This is a genomic window from Nonomuraea sp. NPDC051191 (assembly GCF_044455665.1).
Classification (GTDB): Bacteria; Actinomycetota; Actinomycetes; order Streptosporangiales; family Streptosporangiaceae; genus Nonomuraea.
This window is the reverse complement of sequence record NZ_JBITEZ010000010.1, coordinates 375,621-393,856: the sequence shown is the minus strand read 5'-3', so window position 1 is coordinate 393,856 and position 18,236 is coordinate 375,621. Positions and strand designations below refer to the sequence as shown.

Sequence of the window (18,236 nt, the reverse complement as noted above, 5' to 3'; positions counted from 1 at the left end):
TATACTCCTTTACGGGAGCTCTGTGGAGCCGCTTGCAGAATGTGGAGCTCACGAGCTTAGCCCTCCTTCGCCTGTCCGGCAACCGGCACCGCCCGTCCGGCCCTGCACGGGTGCTGCTAGCTTGAACGGTCGTGTCGGACTATCTGCGTGACCTGTTCTCCCTGCACGGCCGCCGCGCCCTCGTCACCGGCGGCAGCTCCGGGATCGGCCTGGCCATGGCCGAGGCGATCGGCCGGGCCGGGGCCGAGATCGTGCTCGCCGCCCGCCGCCCCGCCGAGCTCGAACAGGCCGCCGACCGGCTGCGCGCCCACGGCGTCACCACCTCCGCCGTCAGCGCCGACCTGCACGACCGCGACGACCTCGCCCGCCTGTGTGCCGCCGCCGGCGAGATCGACATCCTGGTCAACGCCGCCGGCAACAACATCCGCAAACCCATGGCCGAGCTCACCCCCGGCGACTACGAGCAGACCATCGCCGTGCACCTGACCGCCCCCTACCTGCTCGGCCAGCACTTCGGCCCCCGCATGGCCGCCCGCGGCTGGGGACGCGTCATCAACATCGGCTCCCAGCAGACCTTCAGCGCCTTCGGCCACAGCGGCGTGTACGGCGCCGCCAAGGCCGCCGTCGCCGGCCTCACCCGCTCCCAGGCCGAGGCGTGGTCGGCGCACGGCGTCTGCGTCAACACGATCATCCCCGGATTCGTGCTCACTCCGCTGACCGAACCCGCCCAGGCCGTCCCGGGCCGCGTCGAGGAGCTGGCCGCCCGCCACATGGCCGGCCGCAACGGCCTGCCGGCCGACTTCGCGGGCGCGGCGGTGTTCCTGGCCGGTGACGCCTGCGCGTTCGTCACCGGCCAGATGCTCTTCGTCGACGGCGGGTTCTCCGTGCACTGACGGTCCTGATCGCGAAGGCCCAGCGCCTTTACGTTGTAGATCAGGTGCGGCGGCGGGCGCGGTAGGCGCTGGCCTTGGCGCGGTTCTGGCAGGACAGGCCGCAGAACCGGCGCGAGGCGTTGCGGGTGACGTCGAAGAAGACCACGTCGCAGGACGCCGCCTCGCACGAGCGCAGCCGCACCCCCTGGCCGACGCCGATCACCATGGCCAGGGCCGTGCCCGTGTCGGCCGCCCAGGCGTCCACCAGGTCGGCGTCCGGGCTGTGGAAGGCCAGGACGGGCGGGTCGCCGTGCAGGTTGGGGACGGCGCCGTGCCGTATCAGAGCCTGGTTCAGCACGGCCGGAGCGGCGGGACCGGCGGCGAAGGCGGGGTGCAGCTCGGCGGCCACTCCGGCCAGCCGGTCGGCGTCGGCGCCCGTCAGCGCCCTGCTGGGAACCCACCCGTGCTGGACGAACGCGGCGTCGAGCGCGGCACGCCGGTCGGCGGGCGGCGCGACGGGACGGCCGCGCGCCTGGGTGACGGCCAGTTCGTTGACCAGCACGACGGCCAGATCCACCCACCTTCCGACATAACTGTCTATTTGCGATTGACCAGTGATGCGCCACGCGTCTATCGTCACTGGCATAGCTTATCTAGACAGTGAGGTGTTCCGCCGTGAGCGCATGGTCCCGACTTTCCCGCCGCATGTGGCACCAGATCGAGCCGCTGCACGCCGTGCTGTACTTCGCGCCCGAGGCGTTCGCCGAGGCCGCCGCGCTGGGCTACGACGTCGAGTCGCGCTGGCCGAGCTATTTCGCCTACCGCACCGCGCCGCTCGGCCGGGCGGGGACGCACCTGGCGACGGCCGCGTACCACAGCTTCAGCCCGCGGACGGTCGGCGAGCACGTGCCGGGCGTGTGGCAGACCGCCTCCCCGGAGCAGGTGCTGCGGGCGCGGCTGGTGGCGATCGACCGCGTCTGCCGCGGGCTGCTGGGTGACCGGCTGGACGGTCCGGAGCTCGCCGAGGCGGCCGGGCTGGCCCGGCGGGCCGCCGAGAGCGTGACGGTGGCGGGACGGCCGTTCGCCGCCGCCAACCTCGACCTGCCCTGGCCCGACGAGCCGCACCTGGTGCTGTGGCAGGCCGCGACCGTGCTGCGCGAGCACCGCGGCGACGGGCACGTGGCGGCGCTGCTGACGGCCGGGCTGGACCCGTGCGAGTCGCTGGTGTCCTTCGCCGCCATCGGGGCCGCGCCGCCGGAGAACTTCGCCGGACGCGGCTGGAGCGGCCAGGAGTGGGCCGAGGCCGCCGAACGGCTGGCCGCGCGCGGCCTGCTGGACGCCGCCGGTCAGGCCACCGAGCGCGGCCGGGCACTGCGCGACCAGGTCGAACGCCTGACCGACGAACTGGCCGCGCAGCCCTGGCAGCAACTCGGCGAGGAACGCGCGCAGCGGCTGGCCGACCTGTGCGCGCCGCTGCTGGGCGCGGTGTTCGGGGCCGGCCTGCTGCCCATGACCAGCACGCTCGGCATCACCACGGTCAAGGCCCCCGACTGATCCCGTGAGCGCGCGGGGGTCTCACTCGAAGCCTGGCGCGGGCTGCCACAGGCTGATCTCGGTGCCCTGGTCGTCGGTGCAGGTGCAGCCGCGTCCGGACTTGCTGTCGTAGACCTCGCCGGTCGTGCCGCCGAGCTCGCGCACCCGCTCCACCGCGGCGTCGATGTCCTCGACGTGGTAGTAGAGGTTGGGCTGCGAGGACGGGCCGAAGGCATTCAGGCCCATGGGCACGGAGGTGTTGGTGACGTGCAGGTAGCGCTCGTGCTCGCGCCTGAACCCCCAGCCGAACAGCGGCCCGTAGAAGGCCGCCGCCCGCTCCAGATCCCGTACGGACAGGGTGTAGTAGCCCAGCTGGACACTCATGTACGCCCCCTCGCAATAATTGCCTCTACCGTTAAGGATCAACACCTTAACGGAAGGAGGCAAAGATTAACAATAACGTTAACGACCTGGACGCCACGCTGGCCGCCCTCGCCGACCCGACCAGACGCAAGGTGATCGACCTGCTGCGCGAGGGCCCGCGCCCGGCCGGCGAGCTGGCCCAGGCCGTGCAGATGAGCGCCCCCGCGCTCAGCAGGCACCTGCGCGTCCTGCGGGCAGGCGGCCTGGTCCAGGCGGAGGCGGGCGGAACCGACGCCCGGCTGCGGCTCTACACCCTGCGCCAGGAGCCGTTCGCGGCCCTGCAGGCGTGGCTGGACCAGGTGCAGGCGTTCTGGGCCGAGCAGCTCGGCTCGTTCAAGGACCATGTGGAGCGCAACCGGTGAACGCCGTACGGGCGGCGGTCGTCGTGCCGGTCGATCCGGCGACCGCGTTCCGCATGTTCACCGACGAGATCGACCAGTGGTACGTGCGCGGCCGCCACAGCTGGGTCGACCCCGACCGCGCGGTGGCCATCCGCTTCCAGGACGGCTACCTGCGCGAGCTGTGGGACGACGGCGGCCACGCGGACATGGGCCGGATCGTGCGCTGGGAGCCGCCCCGCCGCCTGGTCTGGGCCGACCTGCTCAACCCGGGCGGCCGGATGGAGATCGAGGTGGCCTTCACCGCGGTCGAGGACGGCACCGAGGTGCTGCTCGAACACCGCGGCCTGGACACCCTGCCGCCCGAGGTGGCCGGGCGCATCCGCCGCGGCTACTCCTGGAACCTCGTGCTGGGCTGGTTCGCCGCACGGTGGCCGCGGGGGTGATCAGCGCCGGCCGTACTTCTTGTGCACGGCCTGCTTGCTGACGCCGATCGCGTCGGCGATCTGCGCCCAGGGCAGGCCCGCCACCCGGGCCCGCCGAACCTGGACGGCCTCCAGGCGCTCGATCTCGCGCCGCAGGGCGGTGGTGGCGTGCAGGGCGAGCAGCGGGTCGTCGTCCTGCGCCTGCCTCATCAGGGACGCCAGGTCGTTGGTCATGCCCTAAAGGTAGTCCACGATCTCCCGTCCGCTCAGTGGGTCATCGTGCGTCCAGGACCAGGCGCACGCCCAGGCCGATGAGCACGACGCCGGAGATCTGCTCCAGGCGGCGCCTGACGGCCGGGCGGCCGAGGAAGTCCCTGGCCTTGGCGACCGTCCAGATGAGCAGGCCGTACCAGACGGTGTCCACCAGCACCCACACGACGGCGAGGGTCACCAGCGTCAGGGGCACGTTCTGCCCGGACGGCACGAACTGCGGCAGGAACGACATCGCGAACACCGCGGCCTTGGGGTTGGCCAGGCAGGTGCCCAGCCCCGACAGGTACGACCCGCGCAGCCCGGCCACCGCCTCGCCCTCCGCCGGCGGCGACCCCTTGCGCGCCTGCCACAGCGCCTGGACGCCCATGACGACCAGCACGACGGCGCCCGTCACGCGCATGACGTCGTAGGCGACCTGCGAGGCCACCAGCAGCGCCGACAGGCCGAACGCGGCGGCCAGCGCCCACAGCAGGATGCCGGTCTCGTTGCCCAGGGTGGCCGCCAGGCCGGAGCCGCGGCCGGAGCGGAGCGTCTGACGCAGGATGATGGCGGTGCTCACGCCGGGGACCATGGCCACCAGGAAGCAAGCGCCGACGAAAGCCAGAAGGTACATGGTCGGCATGTTGACAGAGAAGACGCCGGGCTTTCCGCTGATTTATCGGGAGAGCTTGCGGAGGGCGTCATCCGTACAGCTTGCCGAGGCCGGCCACCGCCTCGGCCATCAGCACCCGCAGCTCGGCCGGCTCCAGCACCTCGACGTCGGCGCCCATGCGCAGCAGCAGCCAGCGGGCGTGCGTGAGCGACTCGACCGGCACGGTGAGCACCCGCCACCCCTCGGGGTCGGGCCCGCCCGCCGCGGCCAGCGCCGCGGCGACGACGTCGGACCCCATCGTGTACGCCAGCAGGTCCTCCCGGCCCGGAGCCAGCCTGATGACGGCCTCGGCGGTGTACATGCGCTCGCGGAACTCCTTGGCGTACGCCCGCCAGAACGCCGCCAGGTCGAAGTCTTCCGGCCTGAGGAACCGGCCGGGAAGCTGCTCGACGGTCAGGATGCGCGAGACCCTGTAGGTGCGCGGGGAGCCGTCGGGCGGCGCGGCGACGAGGTACCACGAGCCGCCCTTGAGCACCAGCCCGTACGGGTGGATCACCCGGTCGACCACCTGCTGGCCCCACCGGCGGTAGGTCATGCGCAGCGGTCGCCGCTCCCACACCCCGTCGGCCACGTCGCTCAGGTGCGGCACGTCGTCGGCCGAGCGGTACCAGCCGGGCACGTCCAGCAGGAAACGCTCGCGCATCCGGGAGGCGTGCGAGCGCGGCTCGGGCGGCAGCGCGGCCAGCAGCTTCAGCTCTGCGGCGGCCGCGACCTCGCCCAGTCCCAGCTCGGCGGCGGGCCCCGGCAGCCCGGCCAGGAACAGCGAGGACGCCTCCTCGGCCGTCAGCCCGGTGAGGCGGGTGCGGTAGCCGTCCAGGAGCTGGTAGCCGCCCGCCGGTCCGCGGTCGGCGTACACCGGGACGCCGGCCGCCGACAGGGCCTCCACGTCGCGGTAGACCGTGCGGATCGACACCTCCAGTTCGGCGGCCAGCTCGGGCGCGGTCATGCGGCCGCGCGCCTGCAGCAGCAGGAGGAGGGAGAGCAGACGGCTGGCGCGCATATCCGTCATTGTATTGCGCACATTATCCGTGTTTGTATGAACACGTGGAACGTTTGACAGCCATCATGAACGCCCTGCGCGCCCACGACAGCGTCTCGGTGGCCGAGCTGGCCGAGGAACACGGCGTGTCGGAGATGACGATCCGGCGCGACCTGGACGAGCTGGCCCAGCAGGGCGTGGTCCGCCGGGTCAGGGGCGGGGCGCTGTCCCTGCTGCTGCGCGGCGAGGAGCCGCCGTTCGGGGTGCGCGAGCGGGAGGCGGTGGAGGCCAAGAGGCGGATCGGCCTCCAGGTCGCGGCCCTGATCGCCGACGGGGAGGCGGTCGTGCTGGACGGCGGCACCACCGTGCTGGAGGTGGCCCGCGCCCTGACCGGACGGCGGCTGACCGTGCTGCCGCTGGCGTTGCAGGCGGTCTCGCTGCTGGCCGCCGCGCCGCGGGTGCGCCTGGTCCTGCCCGGCGGCGAGGTCCGCAAGGGCGAGCTGAACGTCATGGGCCCGCTCGCCGAGAGCTCCATCGCGGCGCTGCGCTTCGACACCGCGGTGATCGGCTGCTGCGGGCTGTCGGCCGAGCACGGCCTGACCGCGCACGACCTTCCCGAGGTCGCGGTCAAGCGGGCGGCCATCGCCGCCGCCCGGCGGGTGATCGTGGCCTGCGACTCGGGCAAGTTCTCCCGTACGGCCTTCGGCGCGGTCTGCCCGATCTCCCGCCTGGACGTCGTGGTGACCGACGAGGGTGTGCCGCCCGAGCAGCGTGACGCGCTCGTCGCGGCCGGGGTGAGCGTCAAGGAGGCCCGGTGAGACGCGAACGGACGGCCGTCTACCTGCTGTTCTTCCTGGCCGGCATGGCCATCGGCACCTGGACGGCCCGCATCCCCGCCATCAAGGAGGGCCTCGGCCTCGACGCGGGACGGCTCAGCCTGGCGCTGCTGGCCATCGCCGCGGGCGCCGTCGCGGGCATGACGACCGTCGGCCGCCTGGTGGACCGCTACGGCAGCAGCCGCGTCATGATCCCGGCCGCCCTGCTCCAGGGCGTGGTGCTGGTCCCGCCCGCCCACGCCCCGAACCTGGGCCTGCTGGCCGCCGCGCTGCTGGTCTTCGGCGTCGTCCACGGCATCCTGGACGTGTCCATGAACGCCAACGCCGTCGAGGTGGAACGCGCCTACGGGCGGCCGGTCATGTCGTCCTTCCACGCCGTCTACAGCATCGGCGGGTTCGTCGGGGCCACGACGGGCGGGGCGTTCGCGCAGGCCGGGCTGCCGCCGTCGGTGACGTTCGGATGCGTGGGGGCGGTGATCGTCGTGCTGGCGGTGTGGGCGTGGCGGTGGGCGCTTCGGTCGGTGCCCGCTCCCCTTCCGGCCGGCGGCACGGGGTCAGGCCGGCCCAAGGGCATCCTGTTCCTCGGCGTGCTGGCCTTCTGCTGCCTGGTGGGCGAGGGGGCGGCGGCCGACTGGAGCTCGGTCTACCTGCGCGAGAACCTGGCCTCCTCGGCGGGGTTCGCCGCCGCCGGATACGCCGCGTTCTCGATCATGATGACCGCGGGACGGCTGGCGGGGGATCGGCTGGCCGCCCGGTTCGGGCCTGTGGCGCTGGTGCGGTGCTGCGGGCTGCTGGCGGCGGCGGGGCTCGGGCTGGCGCTGCTCGGCGGGGGGCCGGTGGCCGGGGTGGTCGGGTTCGGCTGCTTCGGGGCGGGGTTGTCGTGCATCGTGCCGCAGGTGTTCTCGGCCGCGGGGCACCGGGACCCGGCCTTCGCGGGACGGGCGCTGGCGCGGGTGGCGTCCATCGGTTACCTGGGGTTCCTGTCGGGGCCGGTGATCATCGGAGGGGTGGCCCAGCTCGCCGGGTTGCCGCGGGCGCTGGCCGTACCGGCGCTGATGGCGGCGTTCGTCGCGATCACGGCCCCCGCCCTGCGCACCCCCGAGCCCGCCTGACCGCGCTGCGTGTTCACGCACCGGCCGCCTGATCCCTGGCCGCCTCTTGCGGTGGCGGTGTGGCGGGGTGGCGGGGGTCAGCCGAACTGCTGCCAGCCTAGCCTGACCACCATGGCCACCACCACGCACAACAGCACGACCCGGACGAACGCCGTGCCGCGCCTGATCGCCATCCTGGCGCCGAGCTGGGCGCCCGCCACGTTGCACAGCGCCATGCCGAGCCCGAGCGCCCACTGCACGTGCCCCTGCAGCCCGAACACCGCCAGCGCCCCGAGGTTCGTCCCCACGTTGATGATCTTCGCTGAGGCGGAGGCGGAGACGAAGTCCAGGCCGAGGATGGTGGTGAAGGCGATGATGAGGAACGTGCCGGTGCCCGGCCCCATGATGCCGTCGTAGAAGGCGATGCCCACGCCCGCCACGGCCACGGCCGTCACCACCCGGGCGTTCGTCCGCAGATGCGGCTGGGGCAGCGCGCCCATCGAAGGTCGCAACGTGACGAACGCCGCCACGCCGAGCAGCACCACCATCACGACCGGGCGCAACACGTCGGCCGAGATCGCCGCGGCCGCCCACGCGCCCAGCCCGGCGCTCACCGCGGCCAGCGCCGCCCCCGGCAACGCCACCTGACGGTCGATCTTGGTGGAACGCGCGTACGCCACCGCTGCGGAGGCCGTGCCGAACACCGAGGAGAACTTGTTGGTCGCCATGGCCTGGACGGGCGGCATGCCGGTCATCAGCAACGCCGGCAGTTGCACCAGTCCGCCACCGCCGACGACGGCGTCCACCCACCCGGCGCCGGCCGCCGCCGCCAGCAAAACCACAACCTGCTCCAGCGGCACGCCAACCCCCTATTTCCCCCAAGAAACGCCCAGAAGACTACAACCCCTCCCCCACCCACCACCGCACCCCCACCCGATCGCCATGCCACAACGGCAGCGGGACGACAGCGGGACAGGGCCGCGACAGCCGCAGCCGGACAACCGCCCCGGAGCCGAACGAGGTCGGCGGCGAGGAGGTCAGGTGGCCAGGAGGCGGAGGAGGAGGTTGCGGGGTCCCTGGAGGTGGTGGCCGGCCACGCGGGTCATCAGGCGGGACATGGCGACCACCCGTTGCGCCGGTCTCCTGCGCAGCCCGTCGTACCGGCGCAGCGCGGAGCCCAGGTCGCGAGCCTCCCCCAGGCAGGAGGTGAGGGCGGCGGCGTCCAGGAGGGCCTGGCAGGCGCCCTGCCCGAGCGAGGGCGTCATGGCGTGCGCGGCGTCGCCCACCAGAACCGCGTTCCCGCTGACGAACGACCGCAGGCGCGGCGACAGGTCGTATATCTCGTGCCGCAGCACGCTCCCGTCGTCGGCCTCGGCCAGGACGCGGACGACACCGGAGTGCCAGCCGGAGAAGCGGGCCCGCAGTTCCTCCAGAGACTCGCGATGCCCTTCCGGGGTGGCGACGGCGGCGTACCAGTTGGTCGAGCCGGGCTCCTGGGGCGTGATGCCGAACACCTGTCCGGCGCCCCACGTCTCGCCGTAGACCGGCGGCTCGAACCCGGCGACACCGCGCCAGGCCACGATCCCGGAGTAGCGCGGACGGGCGGCGGCGCCGAAGAACGCCTCGCGAACCGTGCTGCGCAGCCCGTCCGCGCCCACGACCAGGTCGTACCGGCTGCGCAGGGCCTCGGGGACGGTGATGTCCGCGCCGGTCTCGACCGTCGAACCGCCCACGGCGTCGAGCAGCATCTCCATCAGCGAGACCCGGGACAACATCAGGACGGGCGCGCCGCCCTTGCGTTCGATGCGCTCCAGGGGCAGGTCGGTCAGTCGGCGCCCGTCCGGCCTGCGGATCTGTGCCGAACGGTAGGGCACGGTACGGCGCCGCAACTCCCCGCCCAGACCGAGCCGGTCGAGGGCGGCCTGGGCGACCGGCCGTATGCCGAGCGCCGTGCCCTCCGGACGGATCTCCGGCCAGCGTTCGAGCACGCTCACCTCCCAGCCGGCCCGCCGCAGGCCGACGGCCGTCGCCAGCCCTCCGATCCCGGCACCGACGATCACCGCGGTTCCCCTCATGGCTGCGCCTCCTTCTCGTTTCACCACAACTGTGGTACCACTGCTGTGGTGGTTCGGCAAGCTGGAAGGATGGCGGCCATGGCGGAGAACCGGGACCGGCGCGACCAGCTTCGCGACGCGGCGATCGAGGTGCTGGCCCGGGAGGGCGGCAGGGGCCTGACCCACCGGGCGCTCGACCGCGAGGCGGGCCTGCCGGAGGGCACGGCCAAGAACTACTTCGCCAGCCGCGACGCCCTGCTGCGGGCCGCCGCCGAACGTTGTGTCGAGCGCTACTGGGCCGATCTCCAGGCGGCGCCGGCGCTGGAGATCCGGGGGCGCGACGGGCTGGCCGCGTTCCTGCGGCGCCTGGTCGACCAGGCGGTCACGGCCAACAGGTCGAGGGTCCTGGCCTACGTCGAGCTGCACGCCGAGGCCGCGCGCAGGCCGGAGCTGCGCGAGACGCTGGCCGGGCTCACCCGGGCCGACCTGGCCCTGCATCTGCGCACCCACGAGGCGGCCGGCCTGCCGGCGACCCGGCGCAGCGCCGCGACGGTGACGATGGCCCTGAACACGGCCCTGATCTACCTGCTCACCCAACCCCCCGAAACACTGGCCGACTACGGCCTCGACAACCTCGACGCCTTCCTGCGCGACCTCGTCCACACCGTCTACCCACCGCAGGCATGAGCGACGAGGGCACGCCCGGCTTCCGGCGGACCGCGTGACTGAGCGGCCCCCGAGGTCCGGCTCACCTCGCGCGGACGAAGACCGGCGGGCCGCGCGCCCTTGACACCCGTGCCGTACGGCAGAGGCGGCAAGGGCGGGCAGCCCGCCGGCAGAGCCCCCGCGATCAGCGGGCGGGCACCAGGGAGCGCTTCCTGGAGGCGTAGATGTCGTCGATCAGCCGGTAGCTGCGCGCCTGCTCCGCGGTGAAGATGCGGTCGCGCTCGATGTCCTTCCTGATCTCCAGCACCCCGCGCCCGGTGTGGCGGGCCAGGATCTCCTCCTGCTGGTCGCGCATCCGCATGATCTCCCTGGCGTGGATCTCCAGGTCGCTCGACTGCCCCCGGCCGCCCTCGGTGGCCGGCTGGTGGAGCAGGACGCGCGCGTGCGGCAGGGCAGCCCGCTTGCCCGGCGTGCCCGCCGCCAGCAGGACGGCCGCCGCCGACGACGCCTCGCCGATGCAGACCGTGTGGATCTCCGGCCGGACGAACTGCATCGTGTCGTAGATGGCCGTCATCGCCGTGAACGACCCGCCCGGCGAGTTGATGTACATGTTGATGTCCTGATCGGGATCGAGCGACTCCAGCGTGAGGAGCTGGGCCATCACGTCATTGGCCACCGTGTCGTCGATCGGGGCCCCGATGAACACCACCCGGTCCTCGAACAGCTTGTTGTACGGGTTCATCTCCCGCACCCCGTACGAGGTGCGCTCGGTGAAGGAGGGCAGCACGTAACGACCGCTCATGGTCAGTTCATCCCTTCGGCGATGTGGTCGACGAACCCGTACTCCAGCGCCTCCTTGGCGGTGAACCACCGGTCGCGGTCGGAGTCGGCCTGGATGCGCTCCAGCGGCTGGCCCGTGTGGTGGGCGATGATCTCGGCCATCCTGCGCTTGGTGTAGAGCATGTTGTCGGCCTGGATCTGGATGTCGCTGGCCGAGCCGCCGATGCCGCCCAGCGGCTGGTGCATGACGACGCGGGCGTTGGGCAGGGCGTAGCGCTTGCCCGGCGCGCCCGCGGTCAGCAGCAGCTGGCCCATGGAGGCGGCGAAGCCCATCGCCACCGTCGCCACGTCGCACGGGACGAACTGCATCATGTCGTAGAGCGCCATGCCGGCCGTCACCGAGCCGCCCGGAGAATTGATGTACAGGGTTATGTCCCGCTTGGGGTCTTCGGCCGCCAGCAAAAGCAGCTCGCCGCAGAGCCGGTTGCAAATCTCGTCGTCGACCTCCTGGCCGAGAACCACGATGCGTTCCTTCAGCAGGCGCTGACTGAGCTGTTCAGGCCAGGCCGCGCGCTGGGTCTCCGTCATTGACGTCGCCTTTCTGTCGAAACTAATTCCGGGAAAAACGCTAGACCCGGCGACGGCGAATTCCGGCCCTTTTTCGCTGGGGGCGCATTTCACTCACGGCGCATTACTCCCAGCGCGAAAAAGCATCGACATACAATCCCGGATGTGAGAAGGAACCTCCCCCGCCGATGGGCATGCCTCATCCTGGGCGGCGCGCTGCTGATGCCGTACATGATGGCCGGGGTGCTGGTCGCCGGGGTGTGGAGCGGGGTGTCGGCCGACCTGCTGATGCCGATCCAGATCGGGGTGTTCGTCGCGGTGCTGCCGGTGGTGGCGGTGACCGGGCTGTTCCTGCCGGTGCGCGGCCTGGAGGTGAACGCCGCCCAGGGGCTGCTCGGGGCGCGCGTGGAGACGCCGCCGCGGCAGGCCCGCAGGTCCTGGCAGGAGCGGCGGCGCACCGCGGCGTGGTTCACGTTGCATCTGGCGGTCGGCGGCGTGGTGAGCGGGTTCACGCTGGCCGTGGTGCCGTTCACGGCGTTCACGCTGGCGTTGCCGTTCGTCGGGGAGCCGATGCCGGTGCTGGGTCTGACGGCCGAGCCGGGGTGGCCGTCCCTGCTGTGGGCGGCGGCGGGCGTGGCGGCGCTGGCGCTGCTGGTGGCGGGCGCGGCGGGCGCGGGCGCGTTGCTGGCCGCCCTGGCTCCCCCGCTGCTCGGCCCCACCCCCGCCGAACGGCTCGCCGCCGCCGAGGAGCACGCCCGTACGCTGGCCGAACGCAACCGGCTGGCCCGCGAGCTGCACGACTCGGTCGGGCACGCGCTCAGCGTCGTCACCCTGCAGGCCGCCGCGGCCGGACGCGTGCTCGACCGCGACCCGGCCACCGCCAGGACCGCCCTGGCGGCCATCGAGCAGTCGGCGCGCGCCGCGCTGGAGGACCTCGACCACGTGCTCGGCGTCCTGCGCGAGGACCGCCGCGAAAGCCACCATGAGGACGACCAGGAGGTGGAGGCGCGGCGGGCGCCGCAGGCGACGCTGGCCGACCTCGGCGCGCTGGTGGCCGCCTCCGGCGCCGACGTGCGGCAGGAGGTGGGCGACCTGTCCGGGGTGCCGGCCGTGGTCTCCAGGGAGGCGTACCGCATCGTGCAGGAGGCGCTCACCAACGCGATCAGGCACGGCGGCGGCCCGGTGCGGCTGGCCGCCGCCGTGCAGGGGGACGACCTGCGGCTGGAGGTCAGCAACCCCGGCTCGGGACGCGGCGGGCGCCGCCCTCAGGGCGGTGGCCGGGGCGTGGACGGCATGCGCGAACGCGTGCGCCTGCTCCGCGGCGACCTGTGCACCGGCCCCGACGAAGGCGGCTGGACGGTGTCGGTCCGCCTCCCGCTACGGCCGAGCCCGTGACACCCGCACCGCAGCCGATCTCCTGACACGAGAAACCCCGCCGGTCCCCTCCCGCCAGGATCGAGCCCGTGACACCCGCAACCCCCGGCCGGGCCGGCCACCTCTAAGGTCGTGCGCATGACACTCAAGGTCGTGATCGCCGACGACGAGGACCTCATCCGCGCCGGTCTGCGCGTCATCATCGACGCCGAGCCCGGCCTGGCGGTGGTCGGCGAGGCCGGGGACGGCGCCGCGGTCCTGCCGGTCGTGCGCCGCGAGCGCCCCGACGTCGTGCTGATGGACGTCCGCATGCCCGCCGTGGACGGCATCCAGGCCACCCGCCGGCTGCTGGAGCTCGACGACCCGCCCAAGGTCGTGGTCGTGACCACGTTCGAGAACGACGACCACGTCTACGACGCCCTGCGCGCCGGCGCCAGCGGCTTCCTGCTCAAACGCACCAGGCCGGACGACCTGATCCAGGCGATCAGGCTGGTGGCGGCCGGCGAGTCGCTGCTGTTCCCGGCCGCGATCCGCACCCTGGCCGGCCGCCGCCCGCGCGGCCACGTGCCGGGCATCGACCGGCTCACCGGCCGCGAGGGCGACGTGCTGCGGCTGATGACCAAGGGCATGTCCAACACCGAGATCGCCGCCGAGCTGGTCGTCAGCCAGGAGACCGTCAAGACGCACGTCGGCAACGTGCTGGCCAAGCTGGGCGCGCGCGACCGCACCCAGGCCGTGATCGCCGCCTACGAGTCCGGATTCGTCTCCCCCGGCTGAGAACGGCCCAGCAGCCGCGCGGCCGGCAGCAGGGTGGCCTCGGCGGCGCTCAGCCCGGTCTCGGCCAGGGCCCGGTCCACCAGCCGCAGCCCCACCGCGTAACCGGCCATGTCGGGAATGCCGCGGGGCTGCTGGCCGAAGAGCCGCATGGCGCTGTCGCCCAGCACGTACGCCGGCGTGTTCCCCATGCCCCGCACGTCGAACGCCTCCATGATCAGCTCGTGGGCGCGCTCCAGCTCCGCCCCGGTCACCATCCGCGACCAGGGGCCCATGGCCTGCGGCCCCGACAGCTCCCGGACGAACGCCTCGGCCAGCCCCTCGGCCACCACGTGCTCGCCCACGGTCACCGACCCGGGGTCCCACTCGACGTTGGCGTAACGCACGTTGTGGTGGAACTCGTGCACCGCGCAGTGCGCGATCCTGCCGATGACCTCCTCCGACGGCCAGCCCAGCAGGTAGAGCCAGCCGGGCGAGCCGCCCATCCCGTAGTAGCCGCCGCTGACCTTCATCAGGTGCTCGTTGCCCGGGTCGCCGAGCACGAACATCACCTGCAGCGAAGAGGCCTGCCTGGCCTCCTTCAGCGCGTGGGAGGCGCGTTCCAGCTCCCGGCGCACCTGGCCGAGCACGTCGGCCTCGATCATCGCCCGTACGGCGGGCAGATAGCGGGGGTCGTCGGCGTCGACGCGGAAGCCGCCGCCCTGGTGGTGGATGTCGACGATGTCGCCGGGCATCGGGATCGCCGGCCGGATCGGCGCCAGCATCTCCCGCAGCGCCTCGGGCCGGTCGGCGAGCGGCCGGGCGAGCAGGTCGGCCATGGCCGTGAGGGTGTCGTGAACGATGAACTCCATGACGCGGACGCTAAAGCCTCACGTAACGTCAGGCTCAACCGCATGTCAGAGCGGCGACTCGCCCAGTTCGTCACCCGGCGACCGCCCCGGCGTGCCGGGACCGGTACGCGTCGGCGAGGAGGACTGCGACGGCGAGGGCTCCGGCACCGTCGTGGCGGGAGTGGGCGGCGGCGTGGGCACGAACACCGTCGGCGGGAGCTGCCGGGGCATCTGCTCGCTGTCGCGCCTGCCGAACAGCAGCAACAGCAGGATCGTCGTGACCAGCACCAGCAGCAGCGCCAGCGCCAGCGCGGCCAGCAGCACCCGCCGGCGCGTCTCGGTCAGCGGCAGCCGCCGCAGCAGCGGCCCCGGCAGCGCGGGCGCGCGGTCGGTCAGCCAGTACGGCACGAAGTCCGGCCCGTGCGCCTGCCCGATGAACGTCCCGCCCACCATGACCGGGTCCAGGAAGCGTTCGGCCCCCGGCTGCCCCGGCGCGTACGGCACCGCCACCCACGGCGCCGGCCCGTCGTGCACGTCGAGCACCTCGGGCGTCCCGTCGAGCACCGACGCGCGCGCCCGGCCGAGCCCCAGCCACCCGCGCCCGCCCGAACGCCCCGACGCCTCCTTGATCGCGGTCATGAACCGGTCGCGCGCGGCGGCGTCCAGGGCCGCGCCCCGCGTGAGCACGGCCAGCGACACCGCGCGCCCGTCGGGCCCCTGGCCCAGGTAGACGAACCCGGCCGGAGCCGTGTGCAGGCGGGCCTGCACGACGTAGCGCCCCAGCCGGGGCGGATCACCGTACTGCAGGGGACTTGCCACGTTTGCCATGAAAGCACAGACGTGGCGTCGTGCACGTTCGCGGCGCGTTTGGTGGAATGGCGTCATGAGCGTCGCCGAAGAGTTGCCAGGCGGAAACGACGTGGCACTGCTGCGTCAAAGTCTCGACGAGGTCCGGCGTGTCATCGTGGGACAGGAGCACATGGTCGAGCGGCTGCTCGTGGCCCTGCTCGCCCGCGGTCACTGCCTGCTCGAAGGCGTGCCGGGCGTCGCCAAGACCCTCGCCGCCTCCACCCTGGCCACCGTCGTGGGCGGCACGTTCGCCCGGATCCAGTTCACCCCCGACCTCGTGCCGAGCGACATCGTCGGCACCCGCGTCTTCCACCCCTCCAACGAGAAGTTCGACGTCGAGCTCGGCCCGGTGTTCGTCAACTTCCTGCTGGCCGACGAGATCAACCGCGCCCCGGCCAAGGTCCAGTCCGCGCTGCTGGAGGTGATGGCCGAGCGCCAGGTCACGCTGGCCGGCGTCACCCATCCGCTGCCCCGGCCGTTCATCGTGCTGGCCACCCAGAACCCGATCGAGTCCGAGGGCGTCTACCCGCTGCCCGAGGTGCAGCGCGACCGCTTCCTGTTCCGCGTCCGGGTGCCCCATCCCAGCGCGCACGAGGAGCTGGAGATCCTCCACCGCATGAGCGTCACGCCGCCCGTGGCCGACCGCGTGCTCGACCCCGGCCGGCTGCTGGCCCTGCAGCAGGCCGCCGAGCAGGTCTCGGTGCACCAGCTCGTGGCCGACTACGTGGTGCGCCTGGTCATGTCCACCCGCGCGCCCGCCGACTACGGGCTGGGCGACCTGACCGAGACCATCGAGATCGGCGTCAGCCCCCGCGCCACGCTCGGCCTGGTCTCGGCCGGGCGCGCGCTGGCCCTGCTGCGCGGCCGCGACTACCTGCTGCCCGACGACGTGCGCGACGTGGCGGTCGACGTCATGTCCCACCGGCTCATGCTGACCTTCGACGCGCTGGCCGACGGCGTCGATCCCGAGCAGGTGGTCAAGCAGATCCTGCACGCCGTGCCGCCGCCCCTCGTCGTCTGGAACCAGAACCGTTGAACACCGCCGAGCAGGCGCTGCGGCGGCTGGAGCTGACCGTCACCCGGCGGCTCGACGGCCTGCTGCACGGCGCCCACCAGGGCCTGCTGCCCGGCACCGGCAGCGAGGCCGGCGACAGCCGCCTGTACGTGCCCGGCGAGGACGACGTGCGCCGCATGGACTGGGCCGTCACCGCCCGCACGACCGTCCCCCACGTCCGCGACCTGATCGCCGACCGGGAGCTGGAGACGTGGGCGCTGGCCGACCTGTCGGCCAGCATGGACTTCGGCACCGCAGACACCGACAAGCGCGACCTGGTCGTGGCCGCCGTCGGCGCGATCGGCTTCCTGGCCAGCCGCATGGGCGACCGGTTCGGCGCGCTGGTGCTGCACGAGGAGTACATCCACCGCATGCCCGCCCGCACCGGCCGCCCGGCCCTGTACGGCCTGCTCAACTCCCTCATGGACGCCCCGCGCGGCCGGGTCGTGCCGGACGCCCCCGACCTGGCCGAGGGCATCGACGTGCTGGCGGCCACCCGGCGTCGCAGGGGCCTGCGCCTGGTCGTCTCCGACTTCCTCGACGCCCGGCCCGAGCTCGACCCCGACGCCGAACGCCCCTGGGAGCGCCCGATCAGGCGGCTGGCCTCCCGCCACCAGGTGCTGGCCGTGGAGGTCATCGACCCCCGCGAGCTGGAGCTGCCGGACGTCGGCCGGGTGGCGTTCACCGATCCCGAGACCGGGAACGTACGTGAAGTGCACCTTTCTCCCAAAGTCCGGCAAGCATATGCAGAAGCCGCCGCCCTCCAGCGTGAGGGCACCCGGCTGGCCCTACGCCGCGCCGGGATCGCCCACCTGGTGCTGCGGACCGACAGGGACTGGGTGTTCGACGTGGCGCAGTTCGTCCTGCGCCAGCGCCGCATGAGCCACCTCGCCCACCGGAGACCCGTATGACGTTTCTCGCCCCCGGCTGGTTGTGGCTGCTCGTGCTGGTGGCGCTGCTGGTGGCCGGATACGTCGTGGCGCAGTTCGCCCGCCGCCGCTACACCGTGCGCTTCACCAACCTGGCACTGCTCGACCTCGTGGCCCCCGCCGGGCCCAGCTGGCGCCGGCACGTGCCCCCCGCGCTGTTCCTCGGCATGATGTCGCTGCTGGTCGTCGGCGCCGCCAAGCCCGCCGACCAGGTACGCGTCCCCCGCGACCGGGCCACCATCATGATCGCCCTCGACGTCTCCCTGTCCATGGACGCCGGCGACGTCCAGCCCAACCGGATCAGCGCCGCCAAGGCCGCCGCCCAGGCGTTCGCCCGGGAGCTGCCCGACCGCTTCAACGTCGGCGTGGTCTCCTTCGCCCGCTCGGCCAACGTCGTCATCTCCCCCACCACCGACCACCAGGCCGTCGTCACCGCCATCGGCAACCTGACCACCCGCCCCGGCACCGCGATCGGCGAGGCCGTCTTCAACTCCCTCGACTCGGTGCGCTCCTTCGACCAGCAGGCCGCCACCGACCCGCCGCCCGCCGCGATCGTGCTGCTGTCCGACGGCGACAACACCTCCGGCCGGTCGGTGAACGAGGCCATCGACGCCGCCCAGCAGGCCCGCGTCCCGGTCTCCACCATCGCGTACGGCACCCAGGAGGGCACTGTCGACATCGACGGCAGGCCCGTGAACGTCCCGGTCAACAAGCAGACGTTGCAGTCGCTGTCCGACGGCACCAGCGGCCGCGCCTACACCGCCGAGTCCGGCAGCGAACTGCGCGACGTCTACGAGCAGATCGGCACCTCGCTCGGGTTCAAGCTGGTCAGCCAGGAGATCACCCAGTGGTTCATCGTGGCCGCGATCGTGATCGGGCTGCTGGTGGCCGGCGCCGCGGTCTTGTTCGGCACGCGCATCCCGTAACGTTTTCCCAC

General features: G+C 72.8%; 23 protein-coding genes. 12 read left to right on the top strand and 11 right to left on the bottom strand.

All coding sequences use genetic code 11. The annotated features are described in order from the left end of the window. Positions 1–131: 131 nt before the first annotated feature. Positions 132–893: an SDR family NAD(P)-dependent oxidoreductase gene (locus ACIA8R_RS29510; RefSeq protein ID WP_397041395.1), complete on the top strand. Its 762-nt coding sequence runs from the start codon at positions 132–134 to the stop codon at positions 891–893. A 40-nt stretch (positions 894–933) separates the two neighbouring features. Here the strand turns inward: ACIA8R_RS29510 and ACIA8R_RS29505 are convergent, their stop codons facing one another. Continuing rightward, on the bottom strand, positions 934–1,449 hold the full coding sequence (locus ACIA8R_RS29505; RefSeq protein ID WP_397041394.1) for a CGNR zinc finger domain-containing protein: 516 nt from the start codon (positions 1,447–1,449) through the stop codon (positions 934–936). Between the two features lie 98 nt (positions 1,450–1,547). Between ACIA8R_RS29505 and ACIA8R_RS29500 the strand changes: the two genes are divergently transcribed. Next, complete coding sequence (locus ACIA8R_RS29500; RefSeq protein ID WP_397041393.1) at positions 1,548–2,426, top strand: hypothetical protein; 879 nt, start codon at positions 1,548–1,550, stop codon at positions 2,424–2,426. Between the two features lie 21 nt (positions 2,427–2,447). Here ACIA8R_RS29500 and ACIA8R_RS29495 read toward each other — a convergent pair whose 3' ends face one another. Continuing rightward, positions 2,448–2,789 (bottom strand): VOC family protein, encoded by a 342-nt coding sequence (locus tag ACIA8R_RS29495; protein ID WP_397041392.1) that lies wholly within the window; start codon positions 2,787–2,789, stop codon positions 2,448–2,450. 65 nt (positions 2,790–2,854) lie between these two features. Here ACIA8R_RS29495 and ACIA8R_RS29490 point away from each other — a divergent pair, with 65 nt between their 5' ends. Together ACIA8R_RS29490 and ACIA8R_RS29485 are read left to right on the top strand one after the other, a co-directional pair. Continuing rightward, positions 2,855–3,190, top strand: coding sequence for a metalloregulator ArsR/SmtB family transcription factor (locus ACIA8R_RS29490; RefSeq protein ID WP_364088806.1), 336 nt, complete (start codon positions 2,855–2,857; stop codon positions 3,188–3,190). Then, complete coding sequence (locus ACIA8R_RS29485; protein WP_364088506.1) at positions 3,187–3,612, top strand: SRPBCC domain-containing protein; 426 nt, start codon at positions 3,187–3,189, stop codon at positions 3,610–3,612. The genes ACIA8R_RS29490 and ACIA8R_RS29485 overlap by 4 nt, the downstream gene beginning before the upstream one ends. On the opposite strand, the gene ACIA8R_RS29480 is transcribed toward ACIA8R_RS29485, so the two are convergent. The 3 genes from ACIA8R_RS29480 to ACIA8R_RS29470 form a co-directional block, all read right to left on the bottom strand. Further along, on the bottom strand, positions 3,613–3,825 hold the full coding sequence (locus ACIA8R_RS29480) for a hypothetical protein (protein WP_352328267.1): 213 nt from the start codon (positions 3,823–3,825) through the stop codon (positions 3,613–3,615). 40 nt (positions 3,826–3,865) lie between these two features. Further along, a complete protein-coding gene (locus ACIA8R_RS29475; RefSeq protein WP_397041391.1) occupies positions 3,866–4,477 on the bottom strand; it encodes a LysE family translocator in 612 nt (203 codons plus the stop codon). Positions 4,478–4,544: 67 nt separating this feature from the next. Next, positions 4,545–5,516, bottom strand: a complete 972-nt coding sequence (locus ACIA8R_RS29470; RefSeq protein ID WP_357709721.1) for a transcriptional regulator — start codon at positions 5,514–5,516, stop codon at positions 4,545–4,547. A 44-nt stretch (positions 5,517–5,560) separates the two neighbouring features. Here ACIA8R_RS29470 and ACIA8R_RS29465 point away from each other — a divergent pair, with 44 nt between their 5' ends. Next, the gene (locus tag ACIA8R_RS29465) at positions 5,561–6,313 is read left to right on the top strand and encodes a DeoR/GlpR family DNA-binding transcription regulator (RefSeq protein ID WP_357709719.1); all 753 of its coding nucleotides are present in this window, start codon (positions 5,561–5,563) and stop codon (positions 6,311–6,313) included. Beyond that, a complete protein-coding gene (locus tag ACIA8R_RS29460; RefSeq protein WP_364088498.1) occupies positions 6,310–7,443 on the top strand; it encodes an MFS transporter in 1,134 nt (377 codons plus the stop codon). The genes ACIA8R_RS29465 and ACIA8R_RS29460 overlap by 4 nt, the downstream gene beginning before the upstream one ends. Positions 7,444–7,520: 77 nt before the next feature. Here the strand turns inward: ACIA8R_RS29460 and ACIA8R_RS29455 are convergent, their stop codons facing one another. Continuing rightward, positions 7,521–8,282, bottom strand: a complete 762-nt coding sequence (locus ACIA8R_RS29455) for a TSUP family transporter (RefSeq protein WP_364088496.1) — start codon at positions 8,280–8,282, stop codon at positions 7,521–7,523. 177 nt (positions 8,283–8,459) lie between these two features. Then, positions 8,460–9,497: an FAD-dependent monooxygenase gene (locus ACIA8R_RS29450; protein WP_364088494.1), complete on the bottom strand. Its 1,038-nt coding sequence runs from the start codon at positions 9,495–9,497 to the stop codon at positions 8,460–8,462. 78 nt (positions 9,498–9,575) lie between these two features. Here ACIA8R_RS29450 and ACIA8R_RS29445 point away from each other — a divergent pair, with 78 nt between their 5' ends. Beyond that, positions 9,576–10,163, top strand: a complete 588-nt coding sequence (locus tag ACIA8R_RS29445) for a TetR family transcriptional regulator (protein WP_364088492.1) — start codon at positions 9,576–9,578, stop codon at positions 10,161–10,163. 163 nt (positions 10,164–10,326) lie between these two features. On the opposite strand, the gene ACIA8R_RS29440 is transcribed toward ACIA8R_RS29445, so the two are convergent. Continuing rightward, positions 10,327–10,944, bottom strand: coding sequence for an ATP-dependent Clp protease proteolytic subunit (locus ACIA8R_RS29440; protein ID WP_364088490.1), 618 nt, complete (start codon positions 10,942–10,944; stop codon positions 10,327–10,329). A gap of 2 nt (positions 10,945–10,946) precedes the next feature. Continuing rightward, positions 10,947–11,510 carry an ATP-dependent Clp protease proteolytic subunit gene (locus ACIA8R_RS29435; RefSeq protein WP_357709708.1) on the bottom strand — a complete coding sequence of 188 codons (564 nt, stop codon included), beginning with the start codon at positions 11,508–11,510 and terminating at the stop codon, positions 10,947–10,949. A 144-nt stretch (positions 11,511–11,654) separates the two neighbouring features. Here ACIA8R_RS29435 and ACIA8R_RS29430 point away from each other — a divergent pair, with 144 nt between their 5' ends. After that, entirely contained in the window at positions 11,655–12,884 is a 1,230-nt protein-coding gene (locus ACIA8R_RS29430; protein ID WP_397041390.1) for a sensor histidine kinase, read from the top strand. Positions 12,885–13,001: 117 nt separating this feature from the next. Then, positions 13,002–13,640, top strand: a complete 639-nt coding sequence (locus tag ACIA8R_RS29425; protein WP_397041389.1) for a response regulator — start codon at positions 13,002–13,004, stop codon at positions 13,638–13,640. Here the strand turns inward: ACIA8R_RS29425 and ACIA8R_RS29420 are convergent. Both ACIA8R_RS29420 and ACIA8R_RS29415 read right to left on the bottom strand, forming a co-directional pair. After that, positions 13,610–14,488, bottom strand: a complete 879-nt coding sequence (locus ACIA8R_RS29420) for a DUF2268 domain-containing protein (protein ID WP_397041388.1) — start codon at positions 14,486–14,488, stop codon at positions 13,610–13,612. The genes ACIA8R_RS29425 and ACIA8R_RS29420 overlap by 31 nt on opposite strands. A gap of 45 nt (positions 14,489–14,533) precedes the next feature. After that, positions 14,534–15,295, bottom strand: coding sequence for a hypothetical protein (locus tag ACIA8R_RS29415; RefSeq protein WP_364088482.1), 762 nt, complete (start codon positions 15,293–15,295; stop codon positions 14,534–14,536). A 55-nt stretch (positions 15,296–15,350) separates the two neighbouring features. On the opposite strand from ACIA8R_RS29415, the gene ACIA8R_RS29410 reads away from it, so the two are divergent. From ACIA8R_RS29410 to ACIA8R_RS29400, 3 genes are read left to right on the top strand one after another with little or no spacing between them, the layout of a single operon-like run. Next, entirely contained in the window at positions 15,351–16,352 is a 1,002-nt protein-coding gene (locus ACIA8R_RS29410) for an AAA family ATPase (protein ID WP_397041387.1), read from the top strand. After that, the gene (locus tag ACIA8R_RS29405) at positions 16,349–17,281 is read left to right on the top strand and encodes a DUF58 domain-containing protein (RefSeq protein ID WP_357709690.1); all 933 of its coding nucleotides are present in this window, start codon (positions 16,349–16,351) and stop codon (positions 17,279–17,281) included. The genes ACIA8R_RS29410 and ACIA8R_RS29405 overlap by 4 nt, the downstream gene beginning before the upstream one ends. Continuing rightward, a complete protein-coding gene (locus tag ACIA8R_RS29400) occupies positions 17,278–18,225 on the top strand; it encodes a VWA domain-containing protein (RefSeq protein ID WP_397041386.1) in 948 nt (315 codons plus the stop codon). Before ACIA8R_RS29405 ends, ACIA8R_RS29400 begins: the two co-directional genes overlap by 4 nt. The last annotated feature ends 11 nt before the right edge of the window (positions 18,226–18,236 follow it).

Bases quoted from the DNA above. Each gene is read 5' to 3' on its own strand.
- ACIA8R_RS29400 (WP_397041386.1), top strand. From the start codon at position 17,278: ATGACGTTTCTCGCCCCCGGCTGGTTGTGGCTGCTCGTGCTGGTGGCG.
- ACIA8R_RS29450 (WP_364088494.1), bottom strand. From the start codon at position 9,497: ATGAGGGGAACCGCGGTGATCGTCGGTGCCGGGATCGGAGGGCTGGCG.
- ACIA8R_RS29415 (WP_364088482.1), bottom strand. From the start codon at position 15,295: ATGGCAAACGTGGCAAGTCCCCTGCAGTACGGTGATCCGCCCCGGCTG.
- ACIA8R_RS29410 (WP_397041387.1), top strand. From the start codon at position 15,351: ATGAGCGTCGCCGAAGAGTTGCCAGGCGGAAACGACGTGGCACTGCTG.
- ACIA8R_RS29420 (WP_397041388.1), bottom strand. From the start codon at position 14,488: ATGGAGTTCATCGTTCACGACACCCTCACGGCCATGGCCGACCTGCTC.
- ACIA8R_RS29495 (WP_397041392.1), bottom strand. From the start codon at position 2,789: ATGAGTGTCCAGCTGGGCTACTACACCCTGTCCGTACGGGATCTGGAG.
- ACIA8R_RS29480 (WP_352328267.1), bottom strand. From the start codon at position 3,825: ATGACCAACGACCTGGCGTCCCTGATGAGGCAGGCGCAGGACGACGAC.
- ACIA8R_RS29445 (WP_364088492.1), top strand. From the start codon at position 9,576: ATGGCGGAGAACCGGGACCGGCGCGACCAGCTTCGCGACGCGGCGATC.
- ACIA8R_RS29440 (WP_364088490.1), bottom strand. From the start codon at position 10,944: ATGAGCGGTCGTTACGTGCTGCCCTCCTTCACCGAGCGCACCTCGTAC.
- ACIA8R_RS29435 (WP_357709708.1), bottom strand. From the start codon at position 11,510: ATGACGGAGACCCAGCGCGCGGCCTGGCCTGAACAGCTCAGTCAGCGC.
- ACIA8R_RS29470 (WP_357709721.1), bottom strand. From the start codon at position 5,516: ATGCGCGCCAGCCGTCTGCTCTCCCTCCTCCTGCTGCTGCAGGCGCGC.
- ACIA8R_RS29475 (WP_397041391.1), bottom strand. From the start codon at position 4,477: ATGTACCTTCTGGCTTTCGTCGGCGCTTGCTTCCTGGTGGCCATGGTC.
- ACIA8R_RS29425 (WP_397041389.1), top strand. From the start codon at position 13,002: ATGACACTCAAGGTCGTGATCGCCGACGACGAGGACCTCATCCGCGCC.